Here is a 26397-nt window from a genome sequence, read left to right on the forward strand (position 1 = left end):
GGTCTTCGGATGCCGGTGAACCGGGCCACCAGCCGCGTGCTGCTGTTCGACCGCGAGCAGCGATTCCTGCTGTTTCTGACGAAGGCACCCGACACGAGCGGTATTGCGCGCTGGCTAACACCGGGCGGAGGAGTAGACGCGGGGGAGTCGCATCACGACGCCGCCGTGCGGGAACTTCGGGAAGAGACAGGTCTCGAGATCGGCGATCTTGGCGAGCCCGTGTGGACGCACGATTTCGTCACCGAGTGGGACAGGGCGAACCATGACACCGGTCACGCCGTGTTTTACGAGGCTGAAGTCGATGCCTTCGTGCCGTCACAGGAGTTGTGGACGGACGACGAGCGTGTCGACGTGCTCGAGTATCGCTGGTGGACTCGCGACGAATTGAGATCGACATCCGATCGCTACGAGCCTGCCGAGCTCGAGCAACTGATAAGTATGCGGCTGGGAGCCTGAGGCTGTCGCCAGTTGAGTGGCTACGCCGCGGGCTGCCAGTCAGATTCGAGCTGATCTGCCCACTCGCTGAACTGCGGGTCACCCGTGAGCTTCGCCAGCGTGTTCAGCTGCCATGAATGGATCACGTGGTACTTCTGATCCTGCCAACGCGCGCGCGCACAAAAGTCGACTTGCACGCAGTAGTAGGAAATATCTCCGGCGTTACGGATCTCCGGCATGATGCTCAGCACCGTAGTCGCTCCACCGTCTACGTATCGGGCAACTTCGGGATCTTGGGTTAAGCGCCAGTAGTCGTAGAGACCAAAAATTGCGAAAATCTGCCCGTTAAGCACCATGAGCGGGGGTTGGTCTCCCGCGTATTCTTCGAACCAAAGATGCTCATCATCGATGAAGGTTGACCACGGTTCGGATGCCGATGGCTCCTGCCGAAAGCTAGCCCAGGTGTGATCGGCAGCGGTTGCCCATTGCTCGTCGCCCGTCACCTGTGCGAGTCGCGAGAACAAGCTCAACGCCTGGCCTTGCGCCATGCCGGACCACCACGGAGCGGTGAGAGTTCGGTCGTCGTAAGTCCAGTCGAATGAGTACGGATACCACCAGCCGTCACCACGCTCGGTATGCATCGTAACGAGCTGCTCCGCCTGCCGGGCCGCCCGCTCGAGCCACTGTTTTTGCCCCGTACGCTCGTATTCGATTAACGCAGATATTCCATACTGCGCGTAGACCACAGGATGATCCGCCCGCACCTTGTCGGAGTTGCGTTCGTAATAGATAGCGAGCCCGGTGTCATCGAGATCACGAGACGTGAGATTTGCCGGGGGCCGATCCATGTACGGTGCATCGGCTTCAGTATTGAGCGACCAGCCAGTGGTGGCCCACGACCATTCTTCGACTGAGGGCGGGGTTAGTGCCGCGGTGTCTGTCGGTGTGGGCACGGCTGAACAGCCGGCGAGAACGAGGAGAGCGAGGGCGAGGGCGAGGGCGAACGATGTACCAAGAAGAGCACGAGGTGCTCGACGCTTTCGGGTCATTCGCTAAGAATACAGGTTTCCTCACTATCCCACCGGTGGACTGTGCACTGTTTTCGACTCCTAGACTTGAGAAATGACACGCTCCCTGCCTCACTACACCGTGGCCGATCTTGAGTACCTGAACCTCGTCGATTGCATTCGTCTCTCGAACGACGATGCCGTGGCGTTAGGGCTATTCGCCGTTCAGGTCATCAAAGAGCAGGAACTCAATCTCGCCGTGGAGATCGTGCTCGACGGCGATGTCGTTTTCAGGGCAAAGCTCAAGGACACTAACCCGGACAATGACCCTTGGCTCACTGGCAAGGCTGCGGTTGCGGTGAGGTTTGAGGAGCCGTCACTGCTGGTGAAACTCCGCCATCTGGCCGCTGGTGCCGCGTTCGAAGACCGCAGCGACGTCGACCATGAGACATTCAAGGCACACGGAGGTTCGATTCCGTTGCGCGTGGACGGCACGGTCGTCGGCACGCTCACGATGTCGGGGGAGCCGGACGTACTCGATCACCAGGCGGCAGCGGAAGCACTCGCTCGCTTTTTGGATAGCCGGAAACTGACCTCTTAGGCCGCTCGCCCCTCAATGCGAGATATTGTCTTTATTTCTGAGTAGGCTTGTATTTGTGAGCGAACCTCGAACCTTTCCCCGCGGCCCGAGGTGCACCATCTCGAGCCAGGGGAGCGGCACGAGCTCTGCGCGCAGGGGAGCCGTCGCTGCGCTGGCGCTGCTGGCTTTCGTTACCCTCGCTGGCTGCACCTCAACCGACGATCTCAGCACTACTGACAGCCCTGAACCATCCGGCACGAGCTCGAAGTCGAGCACAGACGCGGAGGCGGGAGCGAACACGGGCGACGGCGATACACCTCACGTTATGTCAGAAAATCTCATGCTGATCGAGTTCGATGTGGACGATGAGCGCGTATTGGCCCAGAGCTCGAACGAGAACGAATTCATCGACACCTCGGCCTTCACCCCAACGACGGGGCGCATCGCCATTTATTCCGACTGCATCGGATTCGGAAAAATCACGATTGCCCTCGACGACGACATCGAAACATCGCGCGTGTGCAGAACGAACGCTGAGGATGCCGCCCACAAAGATGACTTAGTCGTCGACGCGTCGACGAGCTATTCGGTTTCCGTCTCGTTGACGGAGAATCAGCCGTGGGCGGTTACCGTCACTGAACTGCCGCCAGAATGATGCGATTGGCCCCGCTCGGGCCGGACTACATCAGTATCCGATAATGCACATTATGTCAGCTTAGCGAAAAACTGGCTCCTCGCACCGCCAGCGTGAACAGCTGGCGGAGAAGCCAACGAAAAGAACCCAGAATGGATTTCGTTATCGCCGTCGTTCTTATCGGCGTGTTCCTGTACGTGCTCCACGGTGTCATCCGCAGCGCCGTTCGCGACGGCATTTTGCTGGCCGCCGAAGAACGTGAATCGGACGACATAGCTAGTACTGAATAGTTCTCATGCTTGCTGCCGAAAAGGGAGCAGGCGGCTCACCGAACCGCCCACTCCCCTGCCCTTTTAGTACTTATATGACTGACCGCCATCGATGGGCAGAACGGTCGCGTTGACGTAACTCGCGTCATCGCTCAGCAGGAACGCCACGACTGCAGCGATCTCGGGAGCTTCACCGAAGCGCTTCGTTGGGTTGCCCTGGATGAACTGCTCGGCGGCTCCACGCGGGTTCTCAGCATCCAGCTGCTTCATCGAGTTTTCGACCATGGGCGTCCAGATGGCACCTGGAGCAATGGCGTTGATCCGGACGCCGTGCTCAGCGTATTCAATACCCGAGTTGCGGGTGAGCCCCACAACGCCGTGCTTGGCCGCGGCGTAACCGGACTGGTTTCCGATTCCACGGATGCCACCGACGCTGGCCGTGTTCACGACCATGCCGGATCCCTGTTCACGCATGACCTTGAGAACCTTCTCGAGACCCAAGAACACGCCACGCAGGTTGATGGCGACGACCTTGTCGAACTCCTCTGCGGAGAAGTTCTCGGTGAGGTTCTGCTTTCCTTCGATGCCAGCGTTGTTGAAGAAGCCATCGATGCGCTCAAAGCGAGCGATCGTCTCTGCTACGTAGCGGTCGACATCCGCTTCCTGGGAAACGTCAGCAACGACTGTCAGCACCTCGGCGTCAGGAGCAGCTTCAGCCACTGCTTTCACTGAGTCAGCCAGGCCAGCCTCCGAGATGTCGACGAGCGACAGTTTCGCGCCTTCCGAAGCAAGACGAACGGCAGCGGCACGGCCGAGGCCGGATCCCCCACCAGTGATGAGAACGACGCGATCTGAGAAGCGATTCATGAGTAACCTTTCGAGTGGAGACTAATCTTTATACAAGTTTGACTATACGGTTCGAAGCTGAGCGCCGGCTCAACGGATGACAATGATGCCGTGAGCAAATCAGGGTATGGACCTACGGCATCGTAATGACGATGGAGCCCGATGCGTGGCCCCTGCGGAGATCTGAAATCGCTGTGTCGACGTTCTCGAACGGATACGTAGTGACCGTCGGGCGGATCGCTAAGTTGTGGGCAAGAGTGAGGAAAGCTGCGCCATCGGCACGGGTATTGGCGGTCACCGTGCGCAAATCTCGCTCGTTAAAGAGGGCAGCCTGATAATTCATGGCAGGAATGTCAGTCATATGGATGCCCGCTAGCACCACAGTTCCGCCACGTTTCGTCGCGGCTAGCGCTACCGGCACGAACTCCCCCACCGGTGCAAACACAATTGCGGCATCCAGTTCGTCTGGCGGTTCTTCGGTTTCGTCGCCGACAAATGCCGAACCGATACTTCGCGCCAAGTCCTGGTTTGCCACACCACGGGTCATCGCGTAGATCGTCGCACCGGCGGCCTGAGCAATCTGAGCGGTGATATGGCCGCTCGAACCATAGCCATAAATTCCGAGCTTTCCGCCATCGGGCAATGCCGCTCGGGAGAGCGCCCGGTAGCCAATGATGCCGGCACAGAGCAACGGTGCGACCTCAATCGCATTGACGTTGGCAGGCAAGAGGTAGGCGAACGCTTCGGGAACAGTGGCGTATTCGGCGAAACCACCATCAGCATCCCACCCGGTGTATTCGGAGTTGGGGCAGAGGTTCTCACGCCCACTTCGGCACCACTCGCAGACACCGCACGTGCGTCGAAGCCAGGCGACTCCGACGGTGTCGCCGACATTCAGTTGTTTCACTTGGTTGCCAAGGGCAACCACCGTACCCACTATCTGGTGACCCGGCGTTATGTGAGACGCGTGGGGTTGAAGTTCTTGGTCGACCACATGAAGATCAGTGCGGCAGAGCCCGCACACGATCACTCGCACGACGACTTCATCGGGATGAGGGAGAGGTTTCGGCTTCGAACCGAGACTGATGGTTCCTGGCGACTCTCCTGTGCTCCACGCCTTCATCTGTTCCACTGGATGTTCCCACTTCGCAACTCAGAGCGGGACACGTGCACACGTGTTCCCACTCGCTTGACCGGATGGCCAGCCCACGGGACCGGGGGCTGGCCATCCGAGGTAAGGGTTAGAACGCCGCGTTGATATCCACGACGTCGATAACCTTCTTGTTCACGAATTCCTGGATACCAAGGTTGGTCAGTTCGTGACCGTAGCCAGAGTGCTTGACGCCACCGAAGGGAATGTCGGCCTTCACCATCGTCGGGTGGTTGACGTAGACCATGCCCGTGTCGATCTTTCTCGCCACTTTTTCACCGTTAACGGTGTCTCGCGTGAACACAGAACCACCGAGGCCGAACGGCGAGTCGTTGGCGACCGCGATCGCTTCGGCTTCGTCCTTGACGCGGATGACAATCGAAACCGGGCCGAAGAACTCTTGGTAGTACGAAGGATTCTTCGAGTCGATCTCGGTGAGAATCGTCGGCTGGTAGAAAGCTCCGGTCGATGGCACGGGGTCACCGAGGGTTTCGGCCTTTGCTCCCCCAGCGATCGCATCCTTAACCTGACCTGCGAGCTTGTCGGCAGCGGCCTGAGATGACAACGGTGCAAGCGCCGTTGTCGGGTCCATCGGGTCGCCTGCCTTCAACGCTGCAACACCGGCACGATACTTCTCAAGGAACTCATCGAAGACCGCATCGACCACGATCATTCGCTTTGCCGAAACACAGACCTGACCGGCGTTCCAGTGGCGACCGAACACGGCCCACTCGACTGTCTTATCCATATCAGCGTCCTCAAGAACAACAAATGCATCGGAGCCACCGAGCTCGAGGGTGCTCTTCTTCACCGCTTTCGCCGCGTAAGCGGCAATAATCGAGCCCGCTTCTTCGCTCCCCGTGAGCGCTACGCCGCGAACGCGAGGGTCAGCGATCACGTGCTCAGTGAGGTTGTGCGGAAGAAAAAGGTTCTTGAATCCGCCGGCAGGAAGTCCGGCGCGCGCAAACAGGTCGTCGAACATCGCCGCTGACTGAGGAACGTTGCTCGCGTGCTTGAGCAGGATCGTGTTGCCTGCCACTAACTGCGGTGCCGCAACACGAACAACTTGGTAGTACGGGAAGTTCCAGGGCTCGACGGTAAGGAGAACGCCAAGCGGCTCATTCACAATCTCGACTTCACCTTCCGCGGCATACGCGACCGGAACTTTCTCCGTCTCGAGCAATGCGCCACCACGTTCCGCGTAGTACTCGAGGATGTCGGCCGACAGATCCACCTCAGCCTCAGCCTCGGCGATCACCTTACCCATTTCCAAGGTGAGCAGCTCCGCGTAGCGACGCTTATCCGCGCGCAGCAGTTTCGCTGCTTTGGCGAGCACCTCCATCCGAGTTGAGTAAGGAGTTTCACGCCAAGACAGGAACGCTTGATGCGCCGCAGTGATGGCCTCGTCGACTTCCTGAACCGTTGCATCGGGGAACGTCGCGACTACTTCATTCGTATACGGGTTAATGGTTTGGTACGCCATTGTGGGGATCCTTTCGTGTGTTGTTTATTGCGGGGCGGGAACGCTGCGGCCAATCAGGTCGCGGGAACCAGCACGGGTGGAAACCGGAAGACGGCGCGCACGTCGCCGAACATCCCGACCAGTTCGGTCGGGACGAGAGCGGCCGCCGGCGCGGCGAGAAGGGACCGCGGATCAGCTTTCGCGGACTCTATACGAGGGCCTACGCGAAGCGCTAAAACTGGGGCGGCGAGTGTTGCGGTCATAACATTCCTCTGGCGATAGCGAAAGATATTCGCTGCCGAGGACTGGAGCAACAGAAACAACGCTACTCCTCACCGCCACCGACTTTTTCCAGTTTCGGTAAATTGCCAGAAAAAACGTGCTGAGGTTTCTCCGCGCCTTTACGGCGCCGCGAAAGGGCACAAAAAAAGACTCGGCGTGCCGCACCGGTTTCCCGGATACGGACTCACGTCGAGCCTGGCCGTGCAGGGTGCTGTCCCACCCCGTAGTTGCTTAGTTTGCTACCACTTCTCTTCTCAGTCGCGTGGTCCATCCTCCGAATTGAGGTCATGCTCGTCATACACCGGGGACACTTCGCGGAGCTCCGAGCCTTCGGGCGCTCCCTCCTTCGCGAAAGGAACTACTGGTTCGCCAGCGACGGCATCGTTGGTCACCAGCTCATCGGCATCGATTGCGTCATTCGGATATTCGAATCCGGAGTCGGTGGAATCTGAATTCATGGTGCGGCCTTCCTCAGTAAAGCGATTGCCCGCGAGCGACCTCGCGCGTCTGCGTCTATTGAACGCCGCCAGGGAGCCAGAAACAAGCGCGATTCTTTACCGGGGCGAAACGCCCGCCTCGCGGCGACGAATCATGACCATCGCGAATCCAGCGATGAGCATTATCAACGGCAGCTGAATCGGTAACGCTGACCCTGAACCGGTGAACGCTAGCAAACCAGGTTCCAGCGCAGTGATCGTGATATCGGCCCAACCGATTAAGGAGCCATCTGTCGCGGTCACTACCAACCGGTGAGCACCGGGTGACAGCGCCAATGGAATGGTGGCTGAGACGGTGCCGGCGGCGCTGACTGTAGGCGATCCCAGCAGAGTCGGCGTGGAGTAGATCCACGTGTTCACGACAGTGCCAGCAGGTGACGCGCCCATAGTGATCGTGATCGTTTCTCCGGGTTTCGCGCTTGCCGGTACTGTGATCGCACCTCGGTTCGCCTCTGCGAGGCTCGCGGCCGGTACTGCAACGGGAGTCGTCGGAATGGTTGGGTCGGTCGGGTCGGTTGGGTCGGTTGTCACGGTGCAGTCGATGGTGCCTGACCGCAGCGCGATGCCGCCCGTGTTCGAGTCATCCGACCAGTAAACGTTCGTAGAACCGGAGACACACTCCGAGTGGGGCACCACAGCGAAGCCCTCGTTGTTGAGATTCAGCAGGCCAGAGGGACGCTCAAAGACAGTGGCGACTTCGAACAAGCCCTTGGCGGCACCATCTTGGACGATCTCGAGCAGTGCGCTGCGTCCCTCACACGTGTCGTCGCAGACGGCCCAAAGTGCACCCATCGCGGCATCGAACTCGAGCTCCATCACGCCAACGAAACCACTCTCGATCGTCGCAACGCGCTGATACGAGCCAGAGGTTTGGTCCAGGGCGTAGGCGTAGATCGCGCCGTTTGCTTCGAGACCAACGAAGAAGAGCCCGTCACCGTGATCTGCGTACGTCGCGGGGCTATAGAGAGCGTTAGTACTTTCGTCGACGAATCCTTCAGCCACGAGGTAGCTGTCGGGAATCCACGCGATGCCCTCGAGCCCCGAGTTTGCTGCAGTAACCGGCAGGTCGGCCGTGAGGTTCCATTCCTGGCTAGCCGTCAGCTCCGAGGCGGAACCCGAGACGTCGTAGCGAAGAATCGTTGGGCGGCTAACACCACTGTTGGAGTTGTCGCGCTCGCTGGCGATGAAAACCCCCTCGGATGCTCCCGCCGCCGTCAACGCGACGCCTTCGGCATCCACATCGCCGGATCCATCGGAGTAGTGCAGGCGCTTGCTATCGCTCCACGAGTCGCTCGTCGCAGGCACCCAGTTAGCGCCGTCAAAGACGAGCTTGTAGAGCGAGCCTGGCCCGTTCTTGGCAGCCCACAACACGTCTCCAGAAGGCGCGGCTTCGAAAGCGAGCCCGCTCATATTGTCGCTGAACTCGTCTAGCTCGTTGACCGCAGTGACGGTCGAGCCGCCCGGCCACGGCGCGGTTTCGAGTTCGCCAACGCAACTGTTCGCAGCACCCTTGGTCGATGCCTTCGACGTCTCGAAGTCGCCCGTTCCGTCGGGGCAGCGCGCGTAGGTCGTGATGGCGTGCGAGGTCCACACGTAGCTATCCACGAGCGTGACACCGTCAGGGCTGAAAAGTCGTGCCGAACCTCCCCCGCCGAGCCCAAAGTCAGGCTCGACCACGAGATAATCGCCCGCGGCAATGGTGGTGCCGGCAGCAAGAGTAAAGACGTGACTGTCGTCGTTGTCCTTGAGGATGAACCCCGAGACATCCGCTTCATCAGAACCGTTGTTTTTCAGTTCGATCCAGTCGCTGGAATCGCCACTGGACTCGACCTCGTTGATACGGATCGGCGGGCTACAGTCGTTGGCTGCGCCCTTTGTCGCGCTGGTCGTGTCACCAAAATCCGCGCCGCACACTCCAAGCGTCGTAGGCGAATGGCCACTCCAGCTACGCGAGTCGATCGCGGTGAAGCCATCGGCCGCAAAGACGCGCACCGAGTCTGCCGTACCGAGCCCGAAGCTCAAGGTGGGCTGGTCGAAGACGTAGAAGTCTCCCGCAGCAAGAACCGTGGCGGCGGGGATGCGTGCGAGGTGACTGTCGTCGTTGTCCTGAATGATCCAGCCCGAGATGTCGACCGCGCTGCTGCCGCTGTTGAAGAGTTCGACCCAGTCGGTCGCGTCGCCGTTCGATTCGATTTCGTTAATGCGAACGCCCGGGAGTTCAGGGGCAACACAATCGTTGGCGGCCCCCCGAGTGGTGCTGTTCGTCGTCGCGAACTCGCCGAGTCCGTCGGGACAGCGGCCGTAGCTCGTGCTCGCATGGGCAGACCAGCTGTGGCTATCGATCAGTGTGGTTCCGTCGACGTCGAAGACGCGCGCGGCATCTGAACCGCCTAAGCCGAATGACGGCTCGAACACGAAGAAAGCGCCTGGCTCAATCGTCGTTCCGCTCGGAAGCTCGTCGGTGCGACCGTCGTTGTCGTCCTTGAGCACGAGGCCCGAGACATCGACGGTGAATTCGGAAATGTTCGTGAGTTCGATCCAGTCGCTGGAGTCGCCGTTCGATTCAACCTCATTGATTCGCACCGCGGCATCCGCAGTAATCTCACAGGCGTTTGCCACGCCCTTGGTCGAAGCCACCGTGTCGCGGAACTCGCCGGTGCCGTCGGCGCAACGCCCATAGGTGACCGCGGCGTGTCCATCCCAGGCGTACGAATCGACCAAAGTGACCCCGTCAGCGAGAAAAACCCGCGCGGTATCTGCCTTGCCGAGCCCAAAGTTATCTGGGTTAGCGTCGTCATTCACGTCGACCGCCAGATACCCGCCGGCCAGAATCGAAGAGTCGGTAGGGAGCGTCAGTGTGCGGTCGTCTTTGTCATCCTTGAGGACCCACCCCGAGACATCCACTGTTTCTGTTCCCGTGTTAATGAGCTCGACCCAGTCGAACTCATCGCCGTTCGACTCGACTTCGTTGATGAGGATGCTTGGCACTGCCGCTGCGATAGCAGGCACTTGGGCTCCTACCGCCGGCAGAGCTACTAGCGGTACTGCCACAGCAAGGGAAGTGATTAGGGCGGCAAAGGGCCGTCTGCGCATGAGGGATGCCCTTCAAGGCTTCGTCGATAGATGCCCGTCCGGGTGGCGAGGCAAGCGCAGTCTTGAGGAACTGCGTAAACCCCGGGTGAACGCGAGCTAACGACGCGGTGCTCGAGCGTGCGTCTGACGCAGCCGCGTTAGTCTCTCATCGCGTCGAGCAACGACACAACAGTGGAGTTGCGCGAAGAATGCGGATTCCAGACTGCTTCGTAACTGATGAGCAACGGGGTTCCCTCCCGGAGCACCGGCTGGGATCGCGCATCCGGAGAGAACTGCGATCGCGGAAGCAAAACCCCTCCCAGCCCAAGCTCGCCCCACTTCTGCAGCGTGCGGTAGCTGTCAGCCTCCCCGGCGTAACGCGACAAGGGGCGGTTCGACTCTGTGAATAGTGCCTCGGTGAATGTGGTGAGCCCACAGGCGTCACCGACCAAGACGAGCGCCTGAGCGGCGAGCGTCGAGAACTCAATCGCCTCGCCATTGCCCCGAGCGGCGCCCGACGGCAGATAGTGCAGGGGTTCGCTCTCGAGAACGCGGTTTGCGAATTGCCCGGCAGGTGCGACCGAGGGAATGAACAAGACGTCCAATTCTCGTTGCGCAAGGGCTTCTCGAAGTGGAATCATATTGTCTTCGTGAAGGACGAGAGCGCCCAGCTGTTCGCGACTGGCTGCCTCGAGCGCTCGACCAATGAGCGACGACGCGAGGAGTGGAGACACGCCAACGCGGAGCGGTGGAGCGCTATCGCGAGCACTCGCAATCTCGTGCGCGATGCTTTCCACTGAGCCGAGCATGTGGAGAACGTGAGGCAGAATCGTGCGTCCCAGCGTGGTGACCGCCACCCCACTGGGTGAGCGATCGAAGAGCTGCGTTCCAATCGTGCGCTCGAGGGTAGCAATCCCCACCGACAGTGCGGGCTGGGTAACGCCGAGAGAGAGTGCCGCCTGCGAGAAGGAACCGAAGTGAGCGGCGGCCCGAACATAAGCGAGCTGCACAACGGTGATCGATTCGCCATACATTTTCTTTATAGCCCCCATGATCAAGTTGCGGGTTCACGCGAACCCGCTTGCTTGCAATCATAGGTTCTACGAGCTCGGAGCCCTCATCGGGAGCCGCCTGATCAAAGGAATTATTATGGCGCAGTTACAGATCACTCTCGTTGTCTCTGACGAGAATCGCGCGGCCGCCGCAGCCGTGTATGCCAAGTACAAGCAAGAATTTCTCGACGGTGCGGCGGGGGCAACATCGAAGCAGCTCCTCATCCGCTCCGAAGACGTGCAAGTACTGCACGTCTTCGACACTGCCGAAAACGCCAACGCTTACCTCGCGAGCGAGCTGTTCACGAATGATGTCGTGCGCGAACTAAGTCCGTTACTCGACGCAGCTCCCGAGGTGCGCATTTACGACGAGGTGTAGCCCCCACGACCGGGCGACGTATTCGTGCAAAACTCATTTCTGTTACGCTTTCCACATGGAAAGTGAATCTCACGACTCCCCCAGTATCCCCAACACCAGCCTAGCCCCGACCATCAAAGACGCTTCTCAACTGCTTGAGCAGCACGCCGACGTGCGGGATTCCGTTCAGCAGCGGGGCCCCTCACGCGGCTTCGCGTGGTTCCAGCTTTGGGCCGGGCTGATGACTCCGATCTACATAGCGGTCTTTCTGTTCGCGTTCTCCGCGGATGCCGGCACGGCAGGCGAGAATAACCCCGGTAATTTTTCGCAGACGTCCCTCCTCATCGTGCCCATACTGGCCTTCAGCGCCTTGGCCACCGGCGCTCGCGAACGGTTCGGCATCCGCACAGCGCTGCCGCGCCTCATCTGGATTCCCCTGGGTGTGGCGCTTCTCGGCATGTTCGTTCTCTCTGGCCTGTCGGTGTTCGACGTTCTCTACCCCAGTTGGCTCATCGTGCTGGTCGCCCTGACCGTGCTCATTCCGCTTGTTGCCCCAGCGATAGTTCAATTGGTGCGCGCACCTACCCCTCAGAATCACGCGCCGACGGCGTACGCGCGCCTCAGTAGGGCCGTGCAGATTACTACGGCAATCATGGGGGCGGTTGCTGGGTTGCTCGTCGCATCCGGCACCAATGTGATCGTCTCGATGCTCGTGATGCTCGCGGCACTCGCGGGCATCATGCTCGCCTTCGTTCTGAACGAATCCCCCTGGACTCTGCCGCGAGCCGGCTACGAATGGGGCTGGATTCAGTGGACAGCATTCGCTCTGGCAACCAGCACGCTCTTCCTATTCGCCGCGCTCAACCCGCTGTCGGTCTCCGTCTCCCCCGCAGTCTCTGTGATGTCAGGAATCGCAGTATTCGCGATCATGCTCGTGGCCGCCGCGCTGCCGGCACCCGCGATTGAAGAACCTGTCGACGCAACGCCCCTCGCCACAGAGCCAGCCGAAGTGCCAGCGCCTGCGCCGGATGCGTCATGAAGCATCCCCGCCATCAGTTGGATGACGCGTTCCTCACGCCCGTGAGGCTCTCCCTCATGGCAGCGCTCGGGCGCAGCAATGAGATCGACTTCGCCACACTCAAGACGCTGCTGGAGGTTGAAGACTCCGCCCTCAGCAAAGCGATCAGCTACCTAGTGGATGCCGGCTACGCAAAAGCGCTGAAAGGAACGGTCGGTAATCGCCCCCGCACCTGGGTGACGTCGACAGCAGCTGGCTACCGATCGTACGAGCGGCATTTACTGGCGTTGCGCGCCATTACGGCCCCCAATTAGTCGACCAACTGCCACAGGTCAACGCATTCGAGGGCCCCGATGTCACCATAATGGTCGATAGCATCCGCGATTTCGCAGAGCCGCGACATCCGCACCCTCAGGGAGACACCCACCATGGCCAGCACGAGCACCCCCGCCTCCCCCAGCGCCCACGCGGCGGATAGCCACGACCTCATACGGGTGCGCGGCGCTCGCGAAAACAATCTCGCCGATGTGAGCGTCGACATCCCGAAACGCAGGCTCACGGTCTTCACAGGAGTCTCGGGCTCTGGCAAGAGTTCGCTTGTCTTCGGCACGATCGCAGCCGAGTCGCAGCGCATGATCAACGAGACCTACAGCGCGTTTTTGCAGGGGTTCATGCCCTCGCTCGCACGCCCCGACGTCGATGTACTTGAGGGCCTCACGACGGCGATCATCGTCGACCAAGAACGCATGGGCTCGAACGCTCGCTCCACTGTCGGTACCGCGACCGATGCCAATGCCATGCTGCGCATCGTGTTCAGCCGGCTCGGCGATCCCCACGTGGGCTCACCGCAGGCATTCTCGTTCAACGTGGCATCCATCTCCGGCGCCGGCGCAGTCACCTTCGAGAAGGGCGGCGTCACAACCAAAGAGCGTCGCGAGTTCAGCATTACCGGCGGTATGTGCCCCACGTGCGAAGGTCGCGGCACCGTCAACGACATCGATCTCACCCAGCTCTACGACGACAGCAAATCGCTCGCCGAGGGCGCCCTCACCATCCCGAACTACACGGCTGATGGTTGGATGGTGCGCATCTTCACCGAGTCAGGCTTTCTCGACCCCGACAAGCCCATCAAGAAGTACACCAAGATTGAGTTGCACGATTTTCTCTACAAAGAGCCGGTCAAGGTCAAGATGCAGGCGATCAACATGACCTACGAGGGTTTGATCCCCAAGATTCAGAAGTCGATGCTGTCGAAAGACCGCGAAGCGATGCAGCCGCACATCCGGGCGTTCGTCGATCGGGCCGTCACATTCACGGCCTGCGCCGACTGCGGGGGCACTCGGCTCAACGAGGGCGCTCGAGCATCCAAGATCGCCGGCATCAATATTGCGGATGCCTGTGCCATGCAAATCAGCGACCTCGCCGAGTGGGTGCGTGGTCTCAAAGAACCCTCCGTTGCGCCGCTGCTCGAAGCACTGCAACAGACACTGGACTCGTTCGTGGAGATCGGCCTCGGTTACCTCTCGCTCGACCGGCCCGCCGGCACGCTCTCGGGCGGTGAAGCCCAACGCACCAAAATGATCCGCCACCTCAGTTCGTCGCTCACCGACATCACCTACGTCTTCGATGAGCCCACCATTGGCCTCCACCCGCACGATATTCAGCGGATGAACGAACTCCTGTTTCGCCTGCGTGACAAGGGCAACACCGTGCTCGTTGTCGAACACAAGCCGGAAACCATCTCGATTGCCGACCACATCGTCGACCTCGGACCAGGCGCGGGCACGGAGGGCGGTCAGATTTGCTTCGAAGGCAGCTTCGCCGAGTTGCGCCAGAGCGATACCGTCACCGGCCACCACATCGACGACCGGGTCTCGGTTAAGAGTGAGGTGCGCTCCCCCACGGGTGTCATGAAGATTCGTGGCGCCGACACCCACAATCTCAAGAATGTCGATATCGACATCCCGCTCGGCACCCTCGTCGTCGTGACGGGGGTTGCGGGGTCGGGCAAAAGCTCGCTCATCCACGGATCAGTAATACCCCGCGACGGAGTCGTCTCTGTCGATCAAGCCGCCATCAAGGGATCACGCCGCAGCAACCCCGCTACCTACACCGGGCTACTCGAGCCCATTCGCAAGGCGTTCGCGAAGGCCAACGGGGTGAAACCTGCGCTGTTCAGCGCCAACTCCGAAGGCGCCTGTCCCAACTGCAACGGCGCCGGCGTGATTTACACCGACCTCGGCGTCATGGCGACCGTCTCCACTCCGTGTGAGGTGTGCGAGGGCAAGCGCTTTATGGCCTCCGTGCTCGAGTACAAGCTCGGCGGGCACGACATCAGTGAAGTTCTCGGAATGTCCGTTGCCGAGGCCGAAGCGTTCTTCGGCGAAGGCGAGGCTCGCACTCCCGCCGCCCACGCCATTCTCGACCGACTCGTCGATGTTGGGCTCGGCTACCTGCGGCTAGGCCAGCCGCTCCCCACGCTCTCGGGCGGCGAACGCCAACGCCTCAAGCTCGCCACCCAAATGGCCGATAAGGGTGACGTTTACGTTTTGGATGAACCAACCACCGGTCTGCACCTGGCCGATGTCGAGCGGCTGCTCGGTCTGCTCGACCGGCTCGTCGATTCGGGAAAGTCTGTGATCGTCGTTGAGCACCACCAAGCGGTCATGGCGCACGCGGACTGGATCGTCGACCTCGGCCCCGGTGCCGGAAACGACGGCGGTTCGATCGTTTTCGAGGGCACTCCTGCCGACCTTGTCGCCGCGAAGTCAACGCTCACGGCACAGCACCTCGCGGCCTACGTAGCGCAGGAGGACTAGCCAGCCCGCAACGCTCGCCGCGCTCGCAGCACACCGCATTTTTGCGTGCCGCGCTACCAGCTGTAGATCCTCGGGATGATGCTGTGCCGCACCGATTCATCGGGCCCCGGGAACACCACCATGATCGCGAGATGGTCGGGGTCACGCCCCTCAACGACGTCGTAGTCGTCCAGCCGCTCACGGCGCACGTGGGTGGATTCTCGCCGCAAGACGTCTTCACAGCGCTGAAGTTCATCCATGCTGTCGGCACTCCAGATCAGATACTGAATGCCGACCGATCCGAGTACCCGGCTCGGTTGGGCGTGCTTACCTCGCAAGTACAACTCATAATTGTCGGGTCCAACCAGCAGCGCCGCCGATTCGCTGCGGAGAGAGCACGTCACCTGCAGCAGCTCGCAATAGAACGCAACAGATCGATCGAGATCCGAAACAAAAGTGACTGCGGATGAGAGACGCACGATAGCTCCTCGCCGAACGTCGGCAGGGGACGGCCGTTTGGCGAACCCCTCTGGCGACTTCAACGAACGCCAGTAAGCCGTTCGAGTGCAAGGCTACGCCTCCGGCCCACCTACCGCTGCTGTCTTCATCAACTGCTCAGGAAGAGGCACCCCGCCGGGTCTCCCATCAGTATCTCTAGTACGCCGCCGAACCTACGCCGTAAGCTTGCCGCTAACCACCATCACGCTGGAGCATCCATGACATTCTTCGAATCCATCACCACCGTCTTTCGCAAGTACGCGGAGTTCGGTGGCGTCGCCAGTCGTCCCGAATACTGGTGGTTCGCTCTGTTTTCGTTCATCACAACGGCAATCGCCGGTTCGCTCGATCCTTTTGCCGGAACCGAAATGGCCAATGTTGGATTCTCGATGGGCTTGAGCAGCGCCTGGTCTCTCGCACTCCTCCTGCCGCAGCTTGCTGTCACGGTGCGCCGACTCCGCGATACCGGCCGCCACTGGGGCAATATCTTCTGGATCCTCGTGCCTGTTGCCGGTCTCGTGGTTCTTATTGTCTTACTGTCCCAGCCGGGCATCGCGTGGCAGCAAGAGACCATTCGCCCGCAATCTCCAGCTGCTCCATAAGCTTTTCATAGGAACCATCGCCACCATGATTCTCCTCACGATGAGGAGAAACCATGAGACGACGATTTTCCACGGTGGCCGCGACGAGCGTGCTGCTCCTTGCTCTCGCCGGCTGTACGGCCGCCGAGAGCACTGACGCTGAAACCAGTACGCCTACGGTCGAGGCAACCGAGAGCGCCACGACCGCGACCACGGCAACTTTTGCCGCGTCGAACGGTGACTGTGACGCGATGGCAGCGACGCTGCGCGACGTCGAAAGCGCGAACGCTGACCTCGCGGATCCCGAACTCGCGGCAGTCTGCGATGGTGACACCCTCACGATCAGCAGCAACAGCATCCCCGACTATCTCTACATCGCGACCACACCAGGATCGCCCAAAGTTTCCGAATTGACCATGACCATCCCGGTCACCCCTACCGAAGCAGACGAGCCAAGCGCTGTGCCCTATCTTGGTGCCCTCGGCGTTGCGGTCAACGGAGTACCGATCTACGGGCCTACAGAAGGCACCGGCGGAGATGTGCAGTCCCTCGAGGGTGCCCTTTCGGTCTGCGGCAGCCACAGCGGTCCAACCGACTTCCACATCCATTGGTTTGGCTACGCGGATGGTGTCGATTGTCTCTATGACGCTGACGAGGCAGAAACCGGTGAATCACTCGTCGTGGGCTGGGCCGCTGACGGCTACCCCATCATGTCTGGAGTCGTGTGCTCGGATGACGAGTGCAGTAAAACGACTCAGCTCACGAGCAGTTGGGAACTCACCGACGAATCACAATTCGCCACCGACACCTGGGCCGCCCACAGCTATGTCGAAGGCTCTGGCGACCTCGACGAATGCAACGGACGTGTCGACAGCGACGGACAGTACCGTTACTACGCCACCCCTACGTTCCCGTACTTCCTCGGTTGCTACCACGGTGATGTTGCGGATGACGCTCTGAGCGGTAACAACGCCGCCGCTCCCGGTGGTGGCCCGGCATGATCCCGGCGACAGAGCGTGTGGCAGGTGCGGTGAATCCCGCCCGCCGCAGCTTTCTCGCGTTCGGGATACTCGCCGCAGCCGGCTCAGCACTCGCCGCCTGCGCGACCTCTACCGCTACCGAGGACGCAAGCGCCGCCGAAGACACGCCCAGCGACACTGATATCGGCTTCTTTAAAGACATGGCGTTGCACCATGAGCAGGCCCTCGCCATGTGCCAGCGCGTGATCGGACGCGACAATGGCGACTCTGTTCAAGCGCTGGCCGCCGACATCCTGCAAAATCAATCGTTCGAGCGAGGAGTGATGCACACCTGGCTTACCGTGTGGGGCGAGAGCACTGCGCCTCCCGAGACAGTGATGGCATGGATGGGGATGGAAATGCCGGCCGCCGATATGACCGGGCTCGCGACCGACGAGCAAATGACCTCCCTTTCCACCACCACAGGGATGGCGCAGGGCCGACTGTTTCTGAACCTCATGCGCGCCCACCACGTCGGCGGCGTCCACATGGCCGCTTATGCGAACGAACACGCCGCCGTGAGCACTGTGCGAGCAACTGCTGAACGCATGAATGTCATCCAAACCTATGAAATCGGCATCATCGATCAGCTACTCTCAACCACCTATCTTTAGCCGGGCGTACACTTTCGCGGTGATAAACTGTCACCCTGAAGGTAAGCACTTTCCGAACTCGTCCACACCCTGCCTGAGTTCTTGATTGAGTGACCAACTCGTTGAAGGCCATTATGCTTTCGAATCCAGAAGTTTCAGCAACACCGGCGCCAGCTGACGATTGCCTCTGCTCGCCTTTCGCAACGACGCTCAACGTCACCGGCGTGGCAATTTCAGTCATCGATGAATACGGAAACCAATTGACCGTCTGCGTCAATGGCCGCCTTGCTGCACGATTGGATGCTCTTCAATTTGAGCTTGGTGAGGGACCAGCGCGGCAAGCACTTTCTAGCCGCTCCCCCGTGTTGTGGCCTGATCTCGATCAGGACTCTGAGACAGGATGGCCCGTTTTCCAGAATGCCGCGCGCGAGCTCGGTGTCCGCGGAGTTTTCAGTTTTCCGCTCGTGCTCGGCAACGCCGTCGTCGGAGCAGTCAACTTGAGCACAACCACGCCTCACGCGGCCGACGCCGATTTCGTTTCGAATGCTCAAAGCATGGCGAATAATGTCGCGCTCACGGCCGTTGAATGGGCACTTCACGCTGCTCAACGACACAGTTCGCCAGAGACTGAACAAGCACCAGCCCTTCGGCGCGAAGTCCATCAGGCCACGGGCATCATTATTTCGCAGTTAGGTCTCTCCGCTCCGGATGCCTTTGCCCGGCTGCAAGCCCATGCATTCTCTACTGGGCGCCCCGTCGATGATGTAGCACGTGACATAGTTACGCGCGTGCTTGAGTTCGATCCCGTCACCGAATAACCACCTCCCCCGCAGGAAAGAAGGATCAGATGGATGGCACAACCCGCGAGGCCCAGATCAGTGCAGCGTTCGTTACCGTTGCAGAAACGCTTACCGCCGAACACGACATGGTGGATGTTCTCCACACCTTTGTGGAACGGTGCGCAGAGATTGTGCGCATGGATGCCGGCGGCCTAGTGCTGGTCGATGATGCTGATGATCTCCAACTCATGACGTCGACAAGCGAAGCGGCGATGATGCTGGAGAGTATGCAGCTCGCTGACGCAGCAGGCCCATGCATCGAGTGTTTTCGCACAGGAGAAGCGGTCGCCATCAACGATATTTCTACGTCAGTGGCGTGGCCCGAATTTTGTGCTACTGCCGTTGATCAGGGGTTCAATTCGCTGTTGTCGATCCCAATGAAAGTTCACGGCAGGGTTATGGGCACGATGAACCTCTTTCGTGCGGCGAGTGAAGCGGTCAGTTCACGCGATGCGGCTGTGGCTCAGGCCCTCGCCGACGTTGCGACAATCGGAATCACTCACGAGCGAGCCCTTCACCAAGCGCAGGTCGTCGAAGAGCAGTTGCAGAACGCTTTGAACAGTCGAATTGCCATTGAGCAGGCCAAGGGAGTAATCGCGAATGGGCTATCGCTCAGCATGGATGACGCGTTCGTTCTCCTCCGCAAATACTCCCGGGACTGCAATCTCACGCTACGGGCGGCGTCAGAGATGGTGAGCCGACGCGAGATCACGGTGCAACACATTGTCGCCGCGGCGACCAGAGGCTAACCCTCTCAGCATCTATTCAGATTCGGGCGGCGAACCCGGGTGTACGCTTTAACTAGTTGCTCCAGACCTTGGCAGCGGAATTTGTTCCGTTTCGACCAAGGATGGCAATGGCCAACTCAGATACAAGCCTGACCATCGGGGTTCTCTCCGAAAAAACCTCGCGTGAGCACCGCGTCGCTCTCGACCCGAGCGCCACCAAGCAGCTCATTCAGGCAGGGTTCTCGGTGCTTATTGAAGCCGGGTGCGGTTCAGACGCGAGCTTTACCGATGAGAGCTACCTCTCCGCCGGGGCCACTCTCGCCGCGCGATCTGAGATCATCGCGTCGTGCGATGCACTCGCCGCCCTATCCCTCCCCGCGTCAGACGTCACTAACGCTCTTTCGTCGGGCAGCGCTGTCATTGGGCTTCTTGACCCTCTCAATAACCTCGACCGAGTCTCTACGTTGGCGGCTCAAGGGCTCACGCTCGTGGCGCTCGAATTGCTTCCCCGGACTCTGAGTCGTGCCCAGTCGATGGATGCGCTCAGCTCTCAGTCGAGCGCGGCAGGATATCGAGCGGGCATCGTGGCCGCCGAAAAATTCGGTCGCTACTTGCCCATGATGATTACAGCATCCGGAACCGCGACTCCTGCGAAGGCGATCGTGATTGGTACCGGTGTTGCTGGGCTCCAGGCCATTGCCACGACCAAACGCCTCGGTGCCGTGGTCACCGGCTACGACGTTCGCGCAGCCTCCCACACCGAAGTTGAATCGCTCGGCGCCAAGTTCCTCACGTCGTCCGTTGCGGCCGGCGCTGGTGAAGGCGGCTACGCCCGCACAATGACCGCCGAAGAGCAAGCGATCCAACAGAAAGAACTTGCGGATGCTCTCGTCGCCTTCGACATCATCATCACGACCGCAAAAGTGCCGGGCCGCACTCCCCCGCTGCTGGTCTCGCAAGACACTCTCGCCGAGTTGAAGCCCGGTACCGTCTGCGTCGACCTCGGTGCGAGCGACAAGGGTGGAAATGTCTTCGGCTCAATCGATGGGGAGACTTTCACGACGGCGAACGGCGTCGTCGTGGTCGGCGGTGGCAACCTCGCCGCCGATCTTCCTGCCTCGTCCTCGCTAATGTATGGCCGCAACATCACCGCTGTCGTCGAAGCACTCGCCCCCGCGGGCACCATCGCGATCGATCCGGCTGACGACGTGCACAAAGCCATCGTCGTTTGTCATTCGGGAGATGTGACGAATGTGGCGGTACGCACAGCCCTCAACCTTGATTCCCTCGACTCCACCGAAACTGTGAAAGCTCAGGCCAACTGATGGAAACCTTGTACAGCAACCTCGCGATCTTCGTTCTCGCGCTTCTCGTGGGCGTCGAAGTGATCGGCAAGATTCCCTCGACGCTGCACACCCCGATGATGTCGGGCTCTAACGCCATCCACGGGGTCGTAATCGCTGGTGCCGTTGTCACGGCATCACTTGCTGACTCCCCTACCGGCTACATCCTGACCTTCATTGCGGGTGCCTTTGCTGCCGCGAACGTATTCGGAGGCTATGTCGTCACTGACCGGATTCTGAAAATGTTCACGCGGCCCACACCTCCTAAAACAGTCGACACCACCACAACGGAGGACGCATCGTGACCGGTTTCCAGTTCCTCGTCGGAATTCTCTATTTACTGTCGGCATCGCTCTTCGTCGTGGGGCTCCACATGATGCGGGCACCCGCGACTGCCCGAAACGGTAACCGCCTCTCTGCTGTCGGCATGGTTATTGCGGTCCTCGCGACGATTGTGCTTGCCCTCGTTGTCGATGGCGGCGAATGGATTGCGTGGGTTGCCCTCACCGCAGGCGTGCTCGTCGGTGCAGTGTTCGGGGTTTATCGTGCTCGCACCGTAAAGATGACCGATGTCCCTCAACTCGTAAGCGTGTTCAACGCCGTCGGAGGCAGCGCGGCTGCCGCAATTGCCTTCGCCGCGTTCATTCTCGCGACGAGTGCCGATCCCCTTGAATTGACGGTCTCCATCCCCGTCGTGCTCGATGTCCTCATCGGCTCAATTACCTTCTCCGGTTCGCTGATCGCGGCCGGAAAGCTCCAGGGCATCATCCCGGGCAATCCCGTCACGTTCCCCGGTTCGCGTCTGCTCAATGCGCTGGTTGCAGCGATCGCGCTCGGTGCGAGTGTTGCGGCAGTGATGCTTCCCCACAACACGCTGTTGCTCTTGGTGGTGCTCGTGACCGCACTCATCCTCGGCATTCTTATGGTGCTGGCGATTGGTGGCGCCGATGCTCCCGTCGTCGTGTCGCTCCTCAACGCGCTGACCGGCCTCGCCGTGGCCATGGCTGGCTTTGCGATCGACAATCAGGCGCTCATCATCGCGGGTGCCTTGGTCGGCGCAGCGGGCACCATCCTGACGCTGCAAATGGCACAAGCGATGAATCGCTCCGTGCTTTCGATCATCGTCGGAGGCTTCGGCACCGGCGAGACTACGGCGACGGCAGGACCTGCGGCTGAGGATCTCACCAATGTGCGGAGCCTCACCTCCGATGATGTCGCCATTCAACTCGCCTATGCGCAACACGTGCTGATCGTGCCTGGCTACGGACTCGCCGCAGCCCAAGCCCAACACGAAGTCGCGGAGCTTGCTGCCCTGCTCATGGCGCATAACATCGACGTCAAGTACGCGATTCACCCGGTTGCCGGCCGTATGCCAGGCCACATGAATGTGCTCCTGGCCGAAGCCAACGTGCCCTACGAACAAATGCTCCAGCTCGACGAGGCAAATGCAGCGTTCGACAACTGCGATGTTGCTCTCGTAATCGGCGCCAACGACGTCTGCAACCCGGATGCTCGAAAGCCAGGCAATGCCGTGTCCGGGATGCCCATTCTCGACGCCGACCATGCCAAAGCCGTTGTCGTCATCAAGAGGTCGATGCGGCCTGGCTACGCGGGCATCACGAACCCGCTGTTCACCGATCCCAAGACGGGGATGCTCTTTGCGGACGCCAAGAAGGCGCTCAAGGACATCACCGTCGCTGTCAAAGAATATGTCTCGGCCTAAACCGAGCAGGAGCCGCCCGGCTTCGTTTTGTCTCCATTCGCTCTCCGTACAGAAAGAAGAAAACCATGAAGGCAGCACGTTTCCACGGTCGCAAAGACATCCGCATCGATGACATTCCGAAACCAGAGCTTCGCCCCGGCGCAGTCGCTATTGATGTCGCGTGGTGCGGCATCTGTGGCACAGACCTTCACGAATATCTCGAAGGCCCGATCTTCATCCCCGCAGCGGGGCATCCGCACCCGCTGACTCACGAAGAAGTACCCGTGACTATGGGTCACGAATTCTCAGGAACAATCACTGCACTTGGCGAAGGAGTCACCGATCTCACCGTCGGCGAGAACGTTGTCGTGGAGCCGTACTTTGTGTGCGGCGAGTGCGCCCCCTGTCGCGCTGGCAACTACAACCTCTGCACCAAAATGGGCTTCATTGGGCTGGCTGGCGGGGGCGGTGGTTTGAGCGAAAAGATCGTCGTTGAACGTCGCTGGGTCCACCCCATCGGTGACATCCCCCTCGATCAGGCCGCGCTCATCGAACCCCTTGCTGTCGGCCATCACGCTTTCGTACGCAGTGGCGCGAAAGCCGGAGATGTCGCTTTCATCGGTGGCGGAGGCCCTATCGGTCTTCTCCTCGCTGCTGTGCTCTCTGCCGAAGGAATCACCGTCATTATGTCTGAGCCAGGCACGGCGCGGCGCGAAATGGCGCTCTCTACAGGGGTCGCCGATCACGTGATTGACCCCAGCGTTGAGGATGCCGTAGCCAAGGTCATGGAATTGACCAACGGCGTGGGCGCCGACGTCGCATTCGAGTGCTCGAGCATCAATGCGGTGCTCGATCAGCTCTTCGATGCGGTGAAGCCGACTGGAGTGATTGTTAACGTCTCGATCTGGGGTCACCCGGCACAGCTGGATATGCAAAAACTGGTGCTCAAGGAGATCGATCTGCGCGGAACCATCGCCTACGCGCACGATCACCCTGCAACCATCAAGCTCGTTCAAGACGGCAAGGTTAATCTGGAGCCGTTCATCACGGGTCGGATCCACCTCGACAAACTCATCGACGAGGGTTTCATGACGCTGATAGATCACAAAGAAACTGCCGTCAAAATCATCGTTCGCCCGGAGGTCAGCAATGTCTCATGACATGAGTGAAGCCGGCTGGTCCCCGCAGGGGCCCGTCATCGAGTTGTCCGATCAGGCAAGCCTGGATCTGCTTGCCAGCAAGAACTTTGGTCATCTCGCTCTCAGCAATGAGGGCCGCCCAGACATCTTCCCGGTCAACTATTACTGCGACAAGAAAACAATCCTGTTTCGCACCGCATCGGGCTCAAAACTTCACGAACTTACTGAGAACATGCATGTCGCGTTCGAAGTTGACGTGAAGACTCCGGATGACGTGTGGAGCGTTGTAGTTCGAGGGCTGGCGACAGTACTCGATGACGCCTCGCAGGTAACGGCTCAAGCTCTCAAGACGCTGCCCGATTGGGTGCCGATCGAGTCCTTCGTCTACATCCTGATCGAACCAGAATCCATCCGCGGCCGCCTCTTTGAGCGCCGCCTACCGATAGGACACAGCTAATGGCAACAGAAATGCTCTTCTGCGTGGACCACAACGGCACTTGTGAGCTCACCACTCCCACGTCCGGCGACGGTGAGGCCGACGAGAACGACTAAACGCACGGCACTCCACAACTGGTTACGCTGGGGGGATGAAAGCATGCCCCTGTCAGTCGTTGGAAACCTACGACGATTGCTGCAGCCGCTTTCACCACGGCGAGGCACTCGCTCCCACCGCTGAACGGCTGATGCGGTCCCGCTACAGCGCCTACACTCTCGGTGAAACCGAGTACCTGCTGAAGACGTGGCATCCGTCTACTCGCCCGGCAACGCTCGAACTCGATGCGGATGTGCGCTGGTTTCGCCTCGAGATCGTCGCGCGCACCGGCGGCAGCATGTTCGATACCACCGGCACAGTCGAGTTTCGCGCGCACTATCGGCACGATGGTGGAGCCGACCAGCAGCACGAGAACAGCAACTTTGTGCGCGAAAATGGCGCCTGGCTTTACGTTGACGCTGTCTAATGAGTGAGAACCAAGGAGAACCGGTGAACTACATACTCTCGATTGATCAGGGCACCACGAGTACCCGTGCGATCATTTTCGATCACGATGGCAAGCCGGTCACCTCGGGCCAGCTGGAGCACGATCAGATTTTCCCCAGGGCGGGTTGGGTCGAGCACAACGCCACCCAAATCTGGAACAACACGCGCGAGGTCATCGGTCAAGCGCTCTCCAAGGCAAACATCACCCGGCACAGCATCGCCGCGGTCGGCATCACCAACCAGCGCGAAACGGCCATCATCTGGGACCGCGCCACCGGCAAGCCCGTTTACAACGCCATCGTCTGGCAAGACACCCGCACTCAGGCCATCATCGATCGCATCGCCGATGGCGACACCGACAAGTTCAAGAAGATCACCGGGCTCCCCCTAGCGACATATTTCTCAGCTTCCAAGATCGTGTGGATGCTCGACAACGTCGACGGAGTGCGCGAGCGGGCCGAGGCGGGCGAGCTCGCCTTCGGAACCCCCGACACCTGGATTCTGTGGAATCTCACCGGCGGCCCCGACGGTGGAGTGCATGCCACCGACGTTACCAACGCGAGTCGCACGCTGCTGATGGATCTCGAGTCGCGCACGTGGAGCGAAGATATTCTCGCCGAACTGGGCATTCCCGCCTCGCTCCTGCCCGACATCCGCAGTTCGTCTGAGGTGTACGGCACCGTGTCGAGCTCGAGTCTGCTCCGCGAAGTTCCCGTCGCGGGCATCTTGGGTGACCAGCAGGCGGCTACCTTCGGCCAAGCTGCCTTCGACGCCGGCGAATCGAAGAACACCTATGGCACCGGAAACTTCCTTCTCACTAACACGGGCACCGACATCGTGCACTCCGTCAACGGACTCATCACGACCCTCGCCTATCAACTCGGCGACGATGCGCCCCGCTACGCGATTGAAGGATCGATCGCCGTCACGGGCTCGCTCATCCAATGGCTGCGCGACAACCTCGGCATTATTTCTCGTTCTGAGGAGGTCGAGACTCTCGCCGCTTCGGTCGACGACAACGGTGGCGTCTACTTCGTTCCCGCGTTCTCAGGCCTTTTCGCACCCCATTGGCGACCGGATGCTCGCGGAGCCATCCTCGGACTCACTCGTTTCGCCAATAAGGGTCACATTGCTCGCGCCGCGCTCGAAGCCACCGCATTCCAAACCAGCGACGTGATCGAAGCCGCCAATGCGGATGCCGATGTCGCGATGACAGAACTGCGGGTGGATGGCGGCATGGTCGCCAACTCCACGCTCATGCAGTTTCAGGCGGACATCCTTAACATGCCCGTCGTTCGCCCGGAAGTTGCGGAGACCACCGCACTCGGTGCTGCCTATGCTGCCGGGCTTGCCGTCGACTACTGGAGCGGGCTCGACGAACTGCGCGATCGCTGGAATGAAGGCGAACGCTGGGAGCCTCAGATGGATGCTGCCGAACGTGAGCGCCTCATCCGTAACTGGAAAAAGGCCATCACCAAAACGTTGGACTGGGTCAACGAAGACACCGACTAGGCAG

General features: G+C 60.2%; 29 protein-coding genes. 20 read left to right on the plus strand and 9 right to left on the minus strand.

Annotated elements, in window-relative coordinates; all coding sequences use genetic code 11:
* The first annotated feature begins 9 nt into the window (after positions 1-9).
* Positions 10-456, plus strand: a complete 447-nt coding sequence (locus I6E58_RS08730; protein ID WP_197132312.1) for an NUDIX hydrolase — start codon at positions 10-12, stop codon at positions 454-456.
* Positions 457-476: 20 nt separating this feature from the next.
* On the opposite strand, the gene I6E58_RS08735 is transcribed toward I6E58_RS08730, so the two are convergent.
* The gene (locus I6E58_RS08735) at positions 477-1484 is read right to left on the minus strand and encodes a D-glucuronyl C5-epimerase family protein (RefSeq protein ID WP_197132314.1); all 1008 of its coding nucleotides are present in this window, start codon (positions 1482-1484) and stop codon (positions 477-479) included.
* 73 nt (positions 1485-1557) lie between these two features.
* On the opposite strand from I6E58_RS08735, the gene I6E58_RS08740 reads away from it, so the two are divergent.
* The 3 genes from I6E58_RS08740 to I6E58_RS08750 all read left to right on the plus strand — a co-directional run bounded on the left by I6E58_RS08740 (position 1558) and on the right by I6E58_RS08750 (position 2946).
* Positions 1558-2043, plus strand: coding sequence for a heme-degrading domain-containing protein (locus tag I6E58_RS08740; protein ID WP_197132316.1), 486 nt, complete (start codon positions 1558-1560; stop codon positions 2041-2043).
* A 304-nt stretch (positions 2044-2347) separates the two neighbouring features.
* Entirely contained in the window at positions 2348-2677 is a 330-nt protein-coding gene (locus I6E58_RS08745) for a hypothetical protein (RefSeq protein ID WP_197132318.1), read from the plus strand.
* Positions 2678-2808: 131 nt separating this feature from the next.
* Positions 2809-2946 carry a hypothetical protein gene (locus I6E58_RS08750; protein WP_168187175.1) on the plus strand — a complete coding sequence of 46 codons (138 nt, stop codon included), beginning with the start codon at positions 2809-2811 and terminating at the stop codon, positions 2944-2946.
* A 63-nt stretch (positions 2947-3009) separates the two neighbouring features.
* On the opposite strand, the gene I6E58_RS08755 is transcribed toward I6E58_RS08750, so the two are convergent.
* From I6E58_RS08755 to I6E58_RS08785, 7 genes are all read right to left on the minus strand, one after another.
* Positions 3010-3792 carry an SDR family oxidoreductase gene (locus I6E58_RS08755; RefSeq protein ID WP_197132321.1) on the minus strand — a complete coding sequence of 261 codons (783 nt, stop codon included), beginning with the start codon at positions 3790-3792 and terminating at the stop codon, positions 3010-3012.
* Between the two features lie 112 nt (positions 3793-3904).
* Positions 3905-4894, minus strand: coding sequence for a zinc-dependent alcohol dehydrogenase family protein (locus I6E58_RS08760; protein WP_197132971.1), 990 nt, complete (start codon positions 4892-4894; stop codon positions 3905-3907).
* Positions 4895-5012: 118 nt separating this feature from the next.
* Positions 5013-6404, minus strand: a complete 1392-nt coding sequence (locus I6E58_RS08765) for an NAD-dependent succinate-semialdehyde dehydrogenase (protein ID WP_197132324.1) — start codon at positions 6402-6404, stop codon at positions 5013-5015.
* A 53-nt stretch (positions 6405-6457) separates the two neighbouring features.
* Positions 6458-6646: a hypothetical protein gene (locus tag I6E58_RS08770; protein WP_197132327.1), complete on the minus strand. Its 189-nt coding sequence runs from the start codon at positions 6644-6646 to the stop codon at positions 6458-6460.
* Positions 6647-6919: 273 nt separating this feature from the next.
* Complete coding sequence (locus I6E58_RS08775; RefSeq protein ID WP_129071352.1) at positions 6920-7123, minus strand: hypothetical protein; 204 nt, start codon at positions 7121-7123, stop codon at positions 6920-6922.
* A gap of 96 nt (positions 7124-7219) precedes the next feature.
* On the minus strand, positions 7220-10171 hold the full coding sequence (locus I6E58_RS08780; protein WP_197132330.1) for a lamin tail domain-containing protein: 2952 nt from the start codon (positions 10169-10171) through the stop codon (positions 7220-7222).
* Positions 10172-10392: 221 nt separating this feature from the next.
* Positions 10393-11268 carry a LysR family transcriptional regulator gene (locus tag I6E58_RS08785; RefSeq protein WP_197132333.1) on the minus strand — a complete coding sequence of 292 codons (876 nt, stop codon included), beginning with the start codon at positions 11266-11268 and terminating at the stop codon, positions 10393-10395.
* A gap of 115 nt (positions 11269-11383) precedes the next feature.
* On the opposite strand from I6E58_RS08785, the gene I6E58_RS08790 reads away from it, so the two are divergent.
* The 4 genes from I6E58_RS08790 to I6E58_RS08805 all read left to right on the plus strand — a co-directional run bounded on the left by I6E58_RS08790 (position 11384) and on the right by I6E58_RS08805 (position 15481).
* Entirely contained in the window at positions 11384-11665 is a 282-nt protein-coding gene (locus tag I6E58_RS08790) for a hypothetical protein (RefSeq protein WP_129071349.1), read from the plus strand.
* Positions 11666-11720: 55 nt separating this feature from the next.
* Entirely contained in the window at positions 11721-12683 is a 963-nt protein-coding gene (locus tag I6E58_RS08795; protein WP_197132335.1) for a hypothetical protein, read from the plus strand.
* Positions 12680-12976, plus strand: coding sequence for a transcriptional regulator (locus I6E58_RS08800; protein WP_197132338.1), 297 nt, complete (start codon positions 12680-12682; stop codon positions 12974-12976). The genes I6E58_RS08795 and I6E58_RS08800 overlap by 4 nt, the downstream gene beginning before the upstream one ends.
* 114 nt (positions 12977-13090) lie before the next feature.
* Entirely contained in the window at positions 13091-15481 is a 2391-nt protein-coding gene (locus I6E58_RS08805) for an excinuclease ABC subunit UvrA (RefSeq protein WP_197132341.1), read from the plus strand.
* A 53-nt stretch (positions 15482-15534) separates the two neighbouring features.
* On the opposite strand, the gene I6E58_RS08810 is transcribed toward I6E58_RS08805, so the two are convergent.
* Positions 15535-15939 (minus strand): VOC family protein, encoded by a 405-nt coding sequence (locus I6E58_RS08810; protein WP_197132344.1) that lies wholly within the window; start codon positions 15937-15939, stop codon positions 15535-15537.
* 237 nt (positions 15940-16176) lie between these two features.
* Here I6E58_RS08810 and I6E58_RS08815 point away from each other — a divergent pair, with 237 nt between their 5' ends.
* From I6E58_RS08815 to glpK, 12 genes are all read left to right on the plus strand, one after another.
* Positions 16177-16560 (plus strand): DUF805 domain-containing protein, encoded by a 384-nt coding sequence (locus I6E58_RS08815; protein ID WP_197132347.1) that lies wholly within the window; start codon positions 16177-16179, stop codon positions 16558-16560.
* A 53-nt stretch (positions 16561-16613) separates the two neighbouring features.
* Positions 16614-17540, plus strand: coding sequence for a YHYH protein (locus I6E58_RS08820; protein WP_197132350.1), 927 nt, complete (start codon positions 16614-16616; stop codon positions 17538-17540).
* Positions 17541-17557: 17 nt separating this feature from the next.
* Positions 17558-18172, plus strand: a complete 615-nt coding sequence (locus I6E58_RS08825; RefSeq protein ID WP_307842050.1) for a DUF305 domain-containing protein — start codon at positions 17558-17560, stop codon at positions 18170-18172.
* 113 nt (positions 18173-18285) lie between these two features.
* On the plus strand, positions 18286-18969 hold the full coding sequence (locus I6E58_RS08830; RefSeq protein ID WP_231595186.1) for a GAF and ANTAR domain-containing protein: 684 nt from the start codon (positions 18286-18288) through the stop codon (positions 18967-18969).
* Positions 18970-18998: 29 nt separating this feature from the next.
* Positions 18999-19739 (plus strand): GAF and ANTAR domain-containing protein, encoded by a 741-nt coding sequence (locus I6E58_RS08835; protein WP_197132359.1) that lies wholly within the window; start codon positions 18999-19001, stop codon positions 19737-19739.
* 107 nt (positions 19740-19846) lie between these two features.
* Entirely contained in the window at positions 19847-21043 is a 1197-nt protein-coding gene (locus tag I6E58_RS08840; RefSeq protein ID WP_197132362.1) for an NAD(P)(+) transhydrogenase (Re/Si-specific) subunit alpha, read from the plus strand.
* The gene (locus I6E58_RS08845; RefSeq protein ID WP_231595187.1) at positions 21043-21366 is read left to right on the plus strand and encodes an NAD(P) transhydrogenase subunit alpha; all 324 of its coding nucleotides are present in this window, start codon (positions 21043-21045) and stop codon (positions 21364-21366) included. Before I6E58_RS08840 ends, I6E58_RS08845 begins: the two co-directional genes overlap by 1 nt.
* On the plus strand, positions 21363-22784 hold the full coding sequence (locus tag I6E58_RS08850; RefSeq protein ID WP_307842051.1) for an NAD(P)(+) transhydrogenase (Re/Si-specific) subunit beta: 1422 nt from the start codon (positions 21363-21365) through the stop codon (positions 22782-22784). The genes I6E58_RS08845 and I6E58_RS08850 overlap by 4 nt, the downstream gene beginning before the upstream one ends.
* A 65-nt stretch (positions 22785-22849) precedes the next feature.
* Entirely contained in the window at positions 22850-23923 is a 1074-nt protein-coding gene (locus I6E58_RS08855; protein WP_197132365.1) for a 2,3-butanediol dehydrogenase, read from the plus strand.
* On the plus strand, positions 23913-24359 hold the full coding sequence (locus I6E58_RS08860; RefSeq protein WP_197132368.1) for a pyridoxamine 5'-phosphate oxidase family protein: 447 nt from the start codon (positions 23913-23915) through the stop codon (positions 24357-24359). The genes I6E58_RS08855 and I6E58_RS08860 overlap by 11 nt, the downstream gene beginning before the upstream one ends.
* A 130-nt stretch (positions 24360-24489) precedes the next feature.
* Positions 24490-24861, plus strand: a complete 372-nt coding sequence (locus I6E58_RS08865; RefSeq protein WP_197132371.1) for a YchJ family protein — start codon at positions 24490-24492, stop codon at positions 24859-24861.
* Entirely contained in the window at positions 24861-26393 is a 1533-nt protein-coding gene (gene glpK, locus I6E58_RS08870; RefSeq protein WP_231595188.1) for a glycerol kinase GlpK, read from the plus strand. The genes I6E58_RS08865 and glpK overlap by 1 nt, the downstream gene beginning before the upstream one ends.
* Positions 26394-26397 lie beyond the last annotated feature (4 nt).

Source organism: Salinibacterium sp. SWN1162 (assembly GCF_015864675.1).
In the GTDB taxonomy this organism is placed as follows: Bacteria; Actinomycetota; Actinomycetes; order Actinomycetales; family Microbacteriaceae; genus Rhodoglobus.

What these genes read in the sequence shown, in the direction of transcription:
- I6E58_RS08750 (WP_168187175.1), top strand. Translation starts at nt 2,809, where the DNA reads ATGGATTTCGTTATCGCCGTCGTTCTTATCGGCGTGTTCCTGTACGTG.
- I6E58_RS08730 (WP_197132312.1), top strand. Translation starts at nt 10, where the DNA reads ATGCCGGTGAACCGGGCCACCAGCCGCGTGCTGCTGTTCGACCGCGAG.
- I6E58_RS08785 (WP_197132333.1), bottom strand. Translation starts at nt 11,268, where the DNA reads ATGTATGGCGAATCGATCACCGTTGTGCAGCTCGCTTATGTTCGGGCC.
- I6E58_RS08835 (WP_197132359.1), top strand. Translation starts at nt 18,999, where the DNA reads ATGGATGGCACAACCCGCGAGGCCCAGATCAGTGCAGCGTTCGTTACC.
- I6E58_RS08830 (WP_231595186.1), top strand. Translation starts at nt 18,286, where the DNA reads ATGCTTTCGAATCCAGAAGTTTCAGCAACACCGGCGCCAGCTGACGAT.
- I6E58_RS08845 (WP_231595187.1), top strand. Translation starts at nt 21,043, where the DNA reads ATGGAAACCTTGTACAGCAACCTCGCGATCTTCGTTCTCGCGCTTCTC.
- I6E58_RS08795 (WP_197132335.1), top strand. Translation starts at nt 11,721, where the DNA reads ATGGAAAGTGAATCTCACGACTCCCCCAGTATCCCCAACACCAGCCTA.
- I6E58_RS08840 (WP_197132362.1), top strand. Translation starts at nt 19,847, where the DNA reads ATGGCCAACTCAGATACAAGCCTGACCATCGGGGTTCTCTCCGAAAAA.
- I6E58_RS08855 (WP_197132365.1), top strand. Translation starts at nt 22,850, where the DNA reads ATGAAGGCAGCACGTTTCCACGGTCGCAAAGACATCCGCATCGATGAC.
- I6E58_RS08735 (WP_197132314.1), bottom strand. Translation starts at nt 1,484, where the DNA reads ATGACCCGAAAGCGTCGAGCACCTCGTGCTCTTCTTGGTACATCGTTC.
- I6E58_RS08860 (WP_197132368.1), top strand. Translation starts at nt 23,913, where the DNA reads ATGTCTCATGACATGAGTGAAGCCGGCTGGTCCCCGCAGGGGCCCGTC.
- I6E58_RS08760 (WP_197132971.1), bottom strand. Translation starts at nt 4,894, where the DNA reads ATGAAGGCGTGGAGCACAGGAGAGTCGCCAGGAACCATCAGTCTCGGT.
- I6E58_RS08815 (WP_197132347.1), top strand. Translation starts at nt 16,177, where the DNA reads ATGACATTCTTCGAATCCATCACCACCGTCTTTCGCAAGTACGCGGAG.
- I6E58_RS08745 (WP_197132318.1), top strand. Translation starts at nt 2,348, where the DNA reads ATGTCAGAAAATCTCATGCTGATCGAGTTCGATGTGGACGATGAGCGC.
- I6E58_RS08805 (WP_197132341.1), top strand. Translation starts at nt 13,091, where the DNA reads ATGGCCAGCACGAGCACCCCCGCCTCCCCCAGCGCCCACGCGGCGGAT.
- I6E58_RS08820 (WP_197132350.1), top strand. Translation starts at nt 16,614, where the DNA reads ATGAGACGACGATTTTCCACGGTGGCCGCGACGAGCGTGCTGCTCCTT.
- I6E58_RS08865 (WP_197132371.1), top strand. Translation starts at nt 24,490, where the DNA reads ATGAAAGCATGCCCCTGTCAGTCGTTGGAAACCTACGACGATTGCTGC.
- I6E58_RS08755 (WP_197132321.1), bottom strand. Translation starts at nt 3,792, where the DNA reads ATGAATCGCTTCTCAGATCGCGTCGTTCTCATCACTGGTGGGGGATCC.
- I6E58_RS08765 (WP_197132324.1), bottom strand. Translation starts at nt 6,404, where the DNA reads ATGGCGTACCAAACCATTAACCCGTATACGAATGAAGTAGTCGCGACG.
- I6E58_RS08775 (WP_129071352.1), bottom strand. Translation starts at nt 7,123, where the DNA reads ATGAATTCAGATTCCACCGACTCCGGATTCGAATATCCGAATGACGCA.
- I6E58_RS08800 (WP_197132338.1), top strand. Translation starts at nt 12,680, where the DNA reads ATGAAGCATCCCCGCCATCAGTTGGATGACGCGTTCCTCACGCCCGTG.
- I6E58_RS08790 (WP_129071349.1), top strand. Translation starts at nt 11,384, where the DNA reads ATGGCGCAGTTACAGATCACTCTCGTTGTCTCTGACGAGAATCGCGCG.
- I6E58_RS08770 (WP_197132327.1), bottom strand. Translation starts at nt 6,646, where the DNA reads ATGACCGCAACACTCGCCGCCCCAGTTTTAGCGCTTCGCGTAGGCCCT.
- glpK (WP_231595188.1), top strand. Translation starts at nt 24,861, where the DNA reads ATGAGTGAGAACCAAGGAGAACCGGTGAACTACATACTCTCGATTGAT.
- I6E58_RS08740 (WP_197132316.1), top strand. Translation starts at nt 1,558, where the DNA reads ATGACACGCTCCCTGCCTCACTACACCGTGGCCGATCTTGAGTACCTG.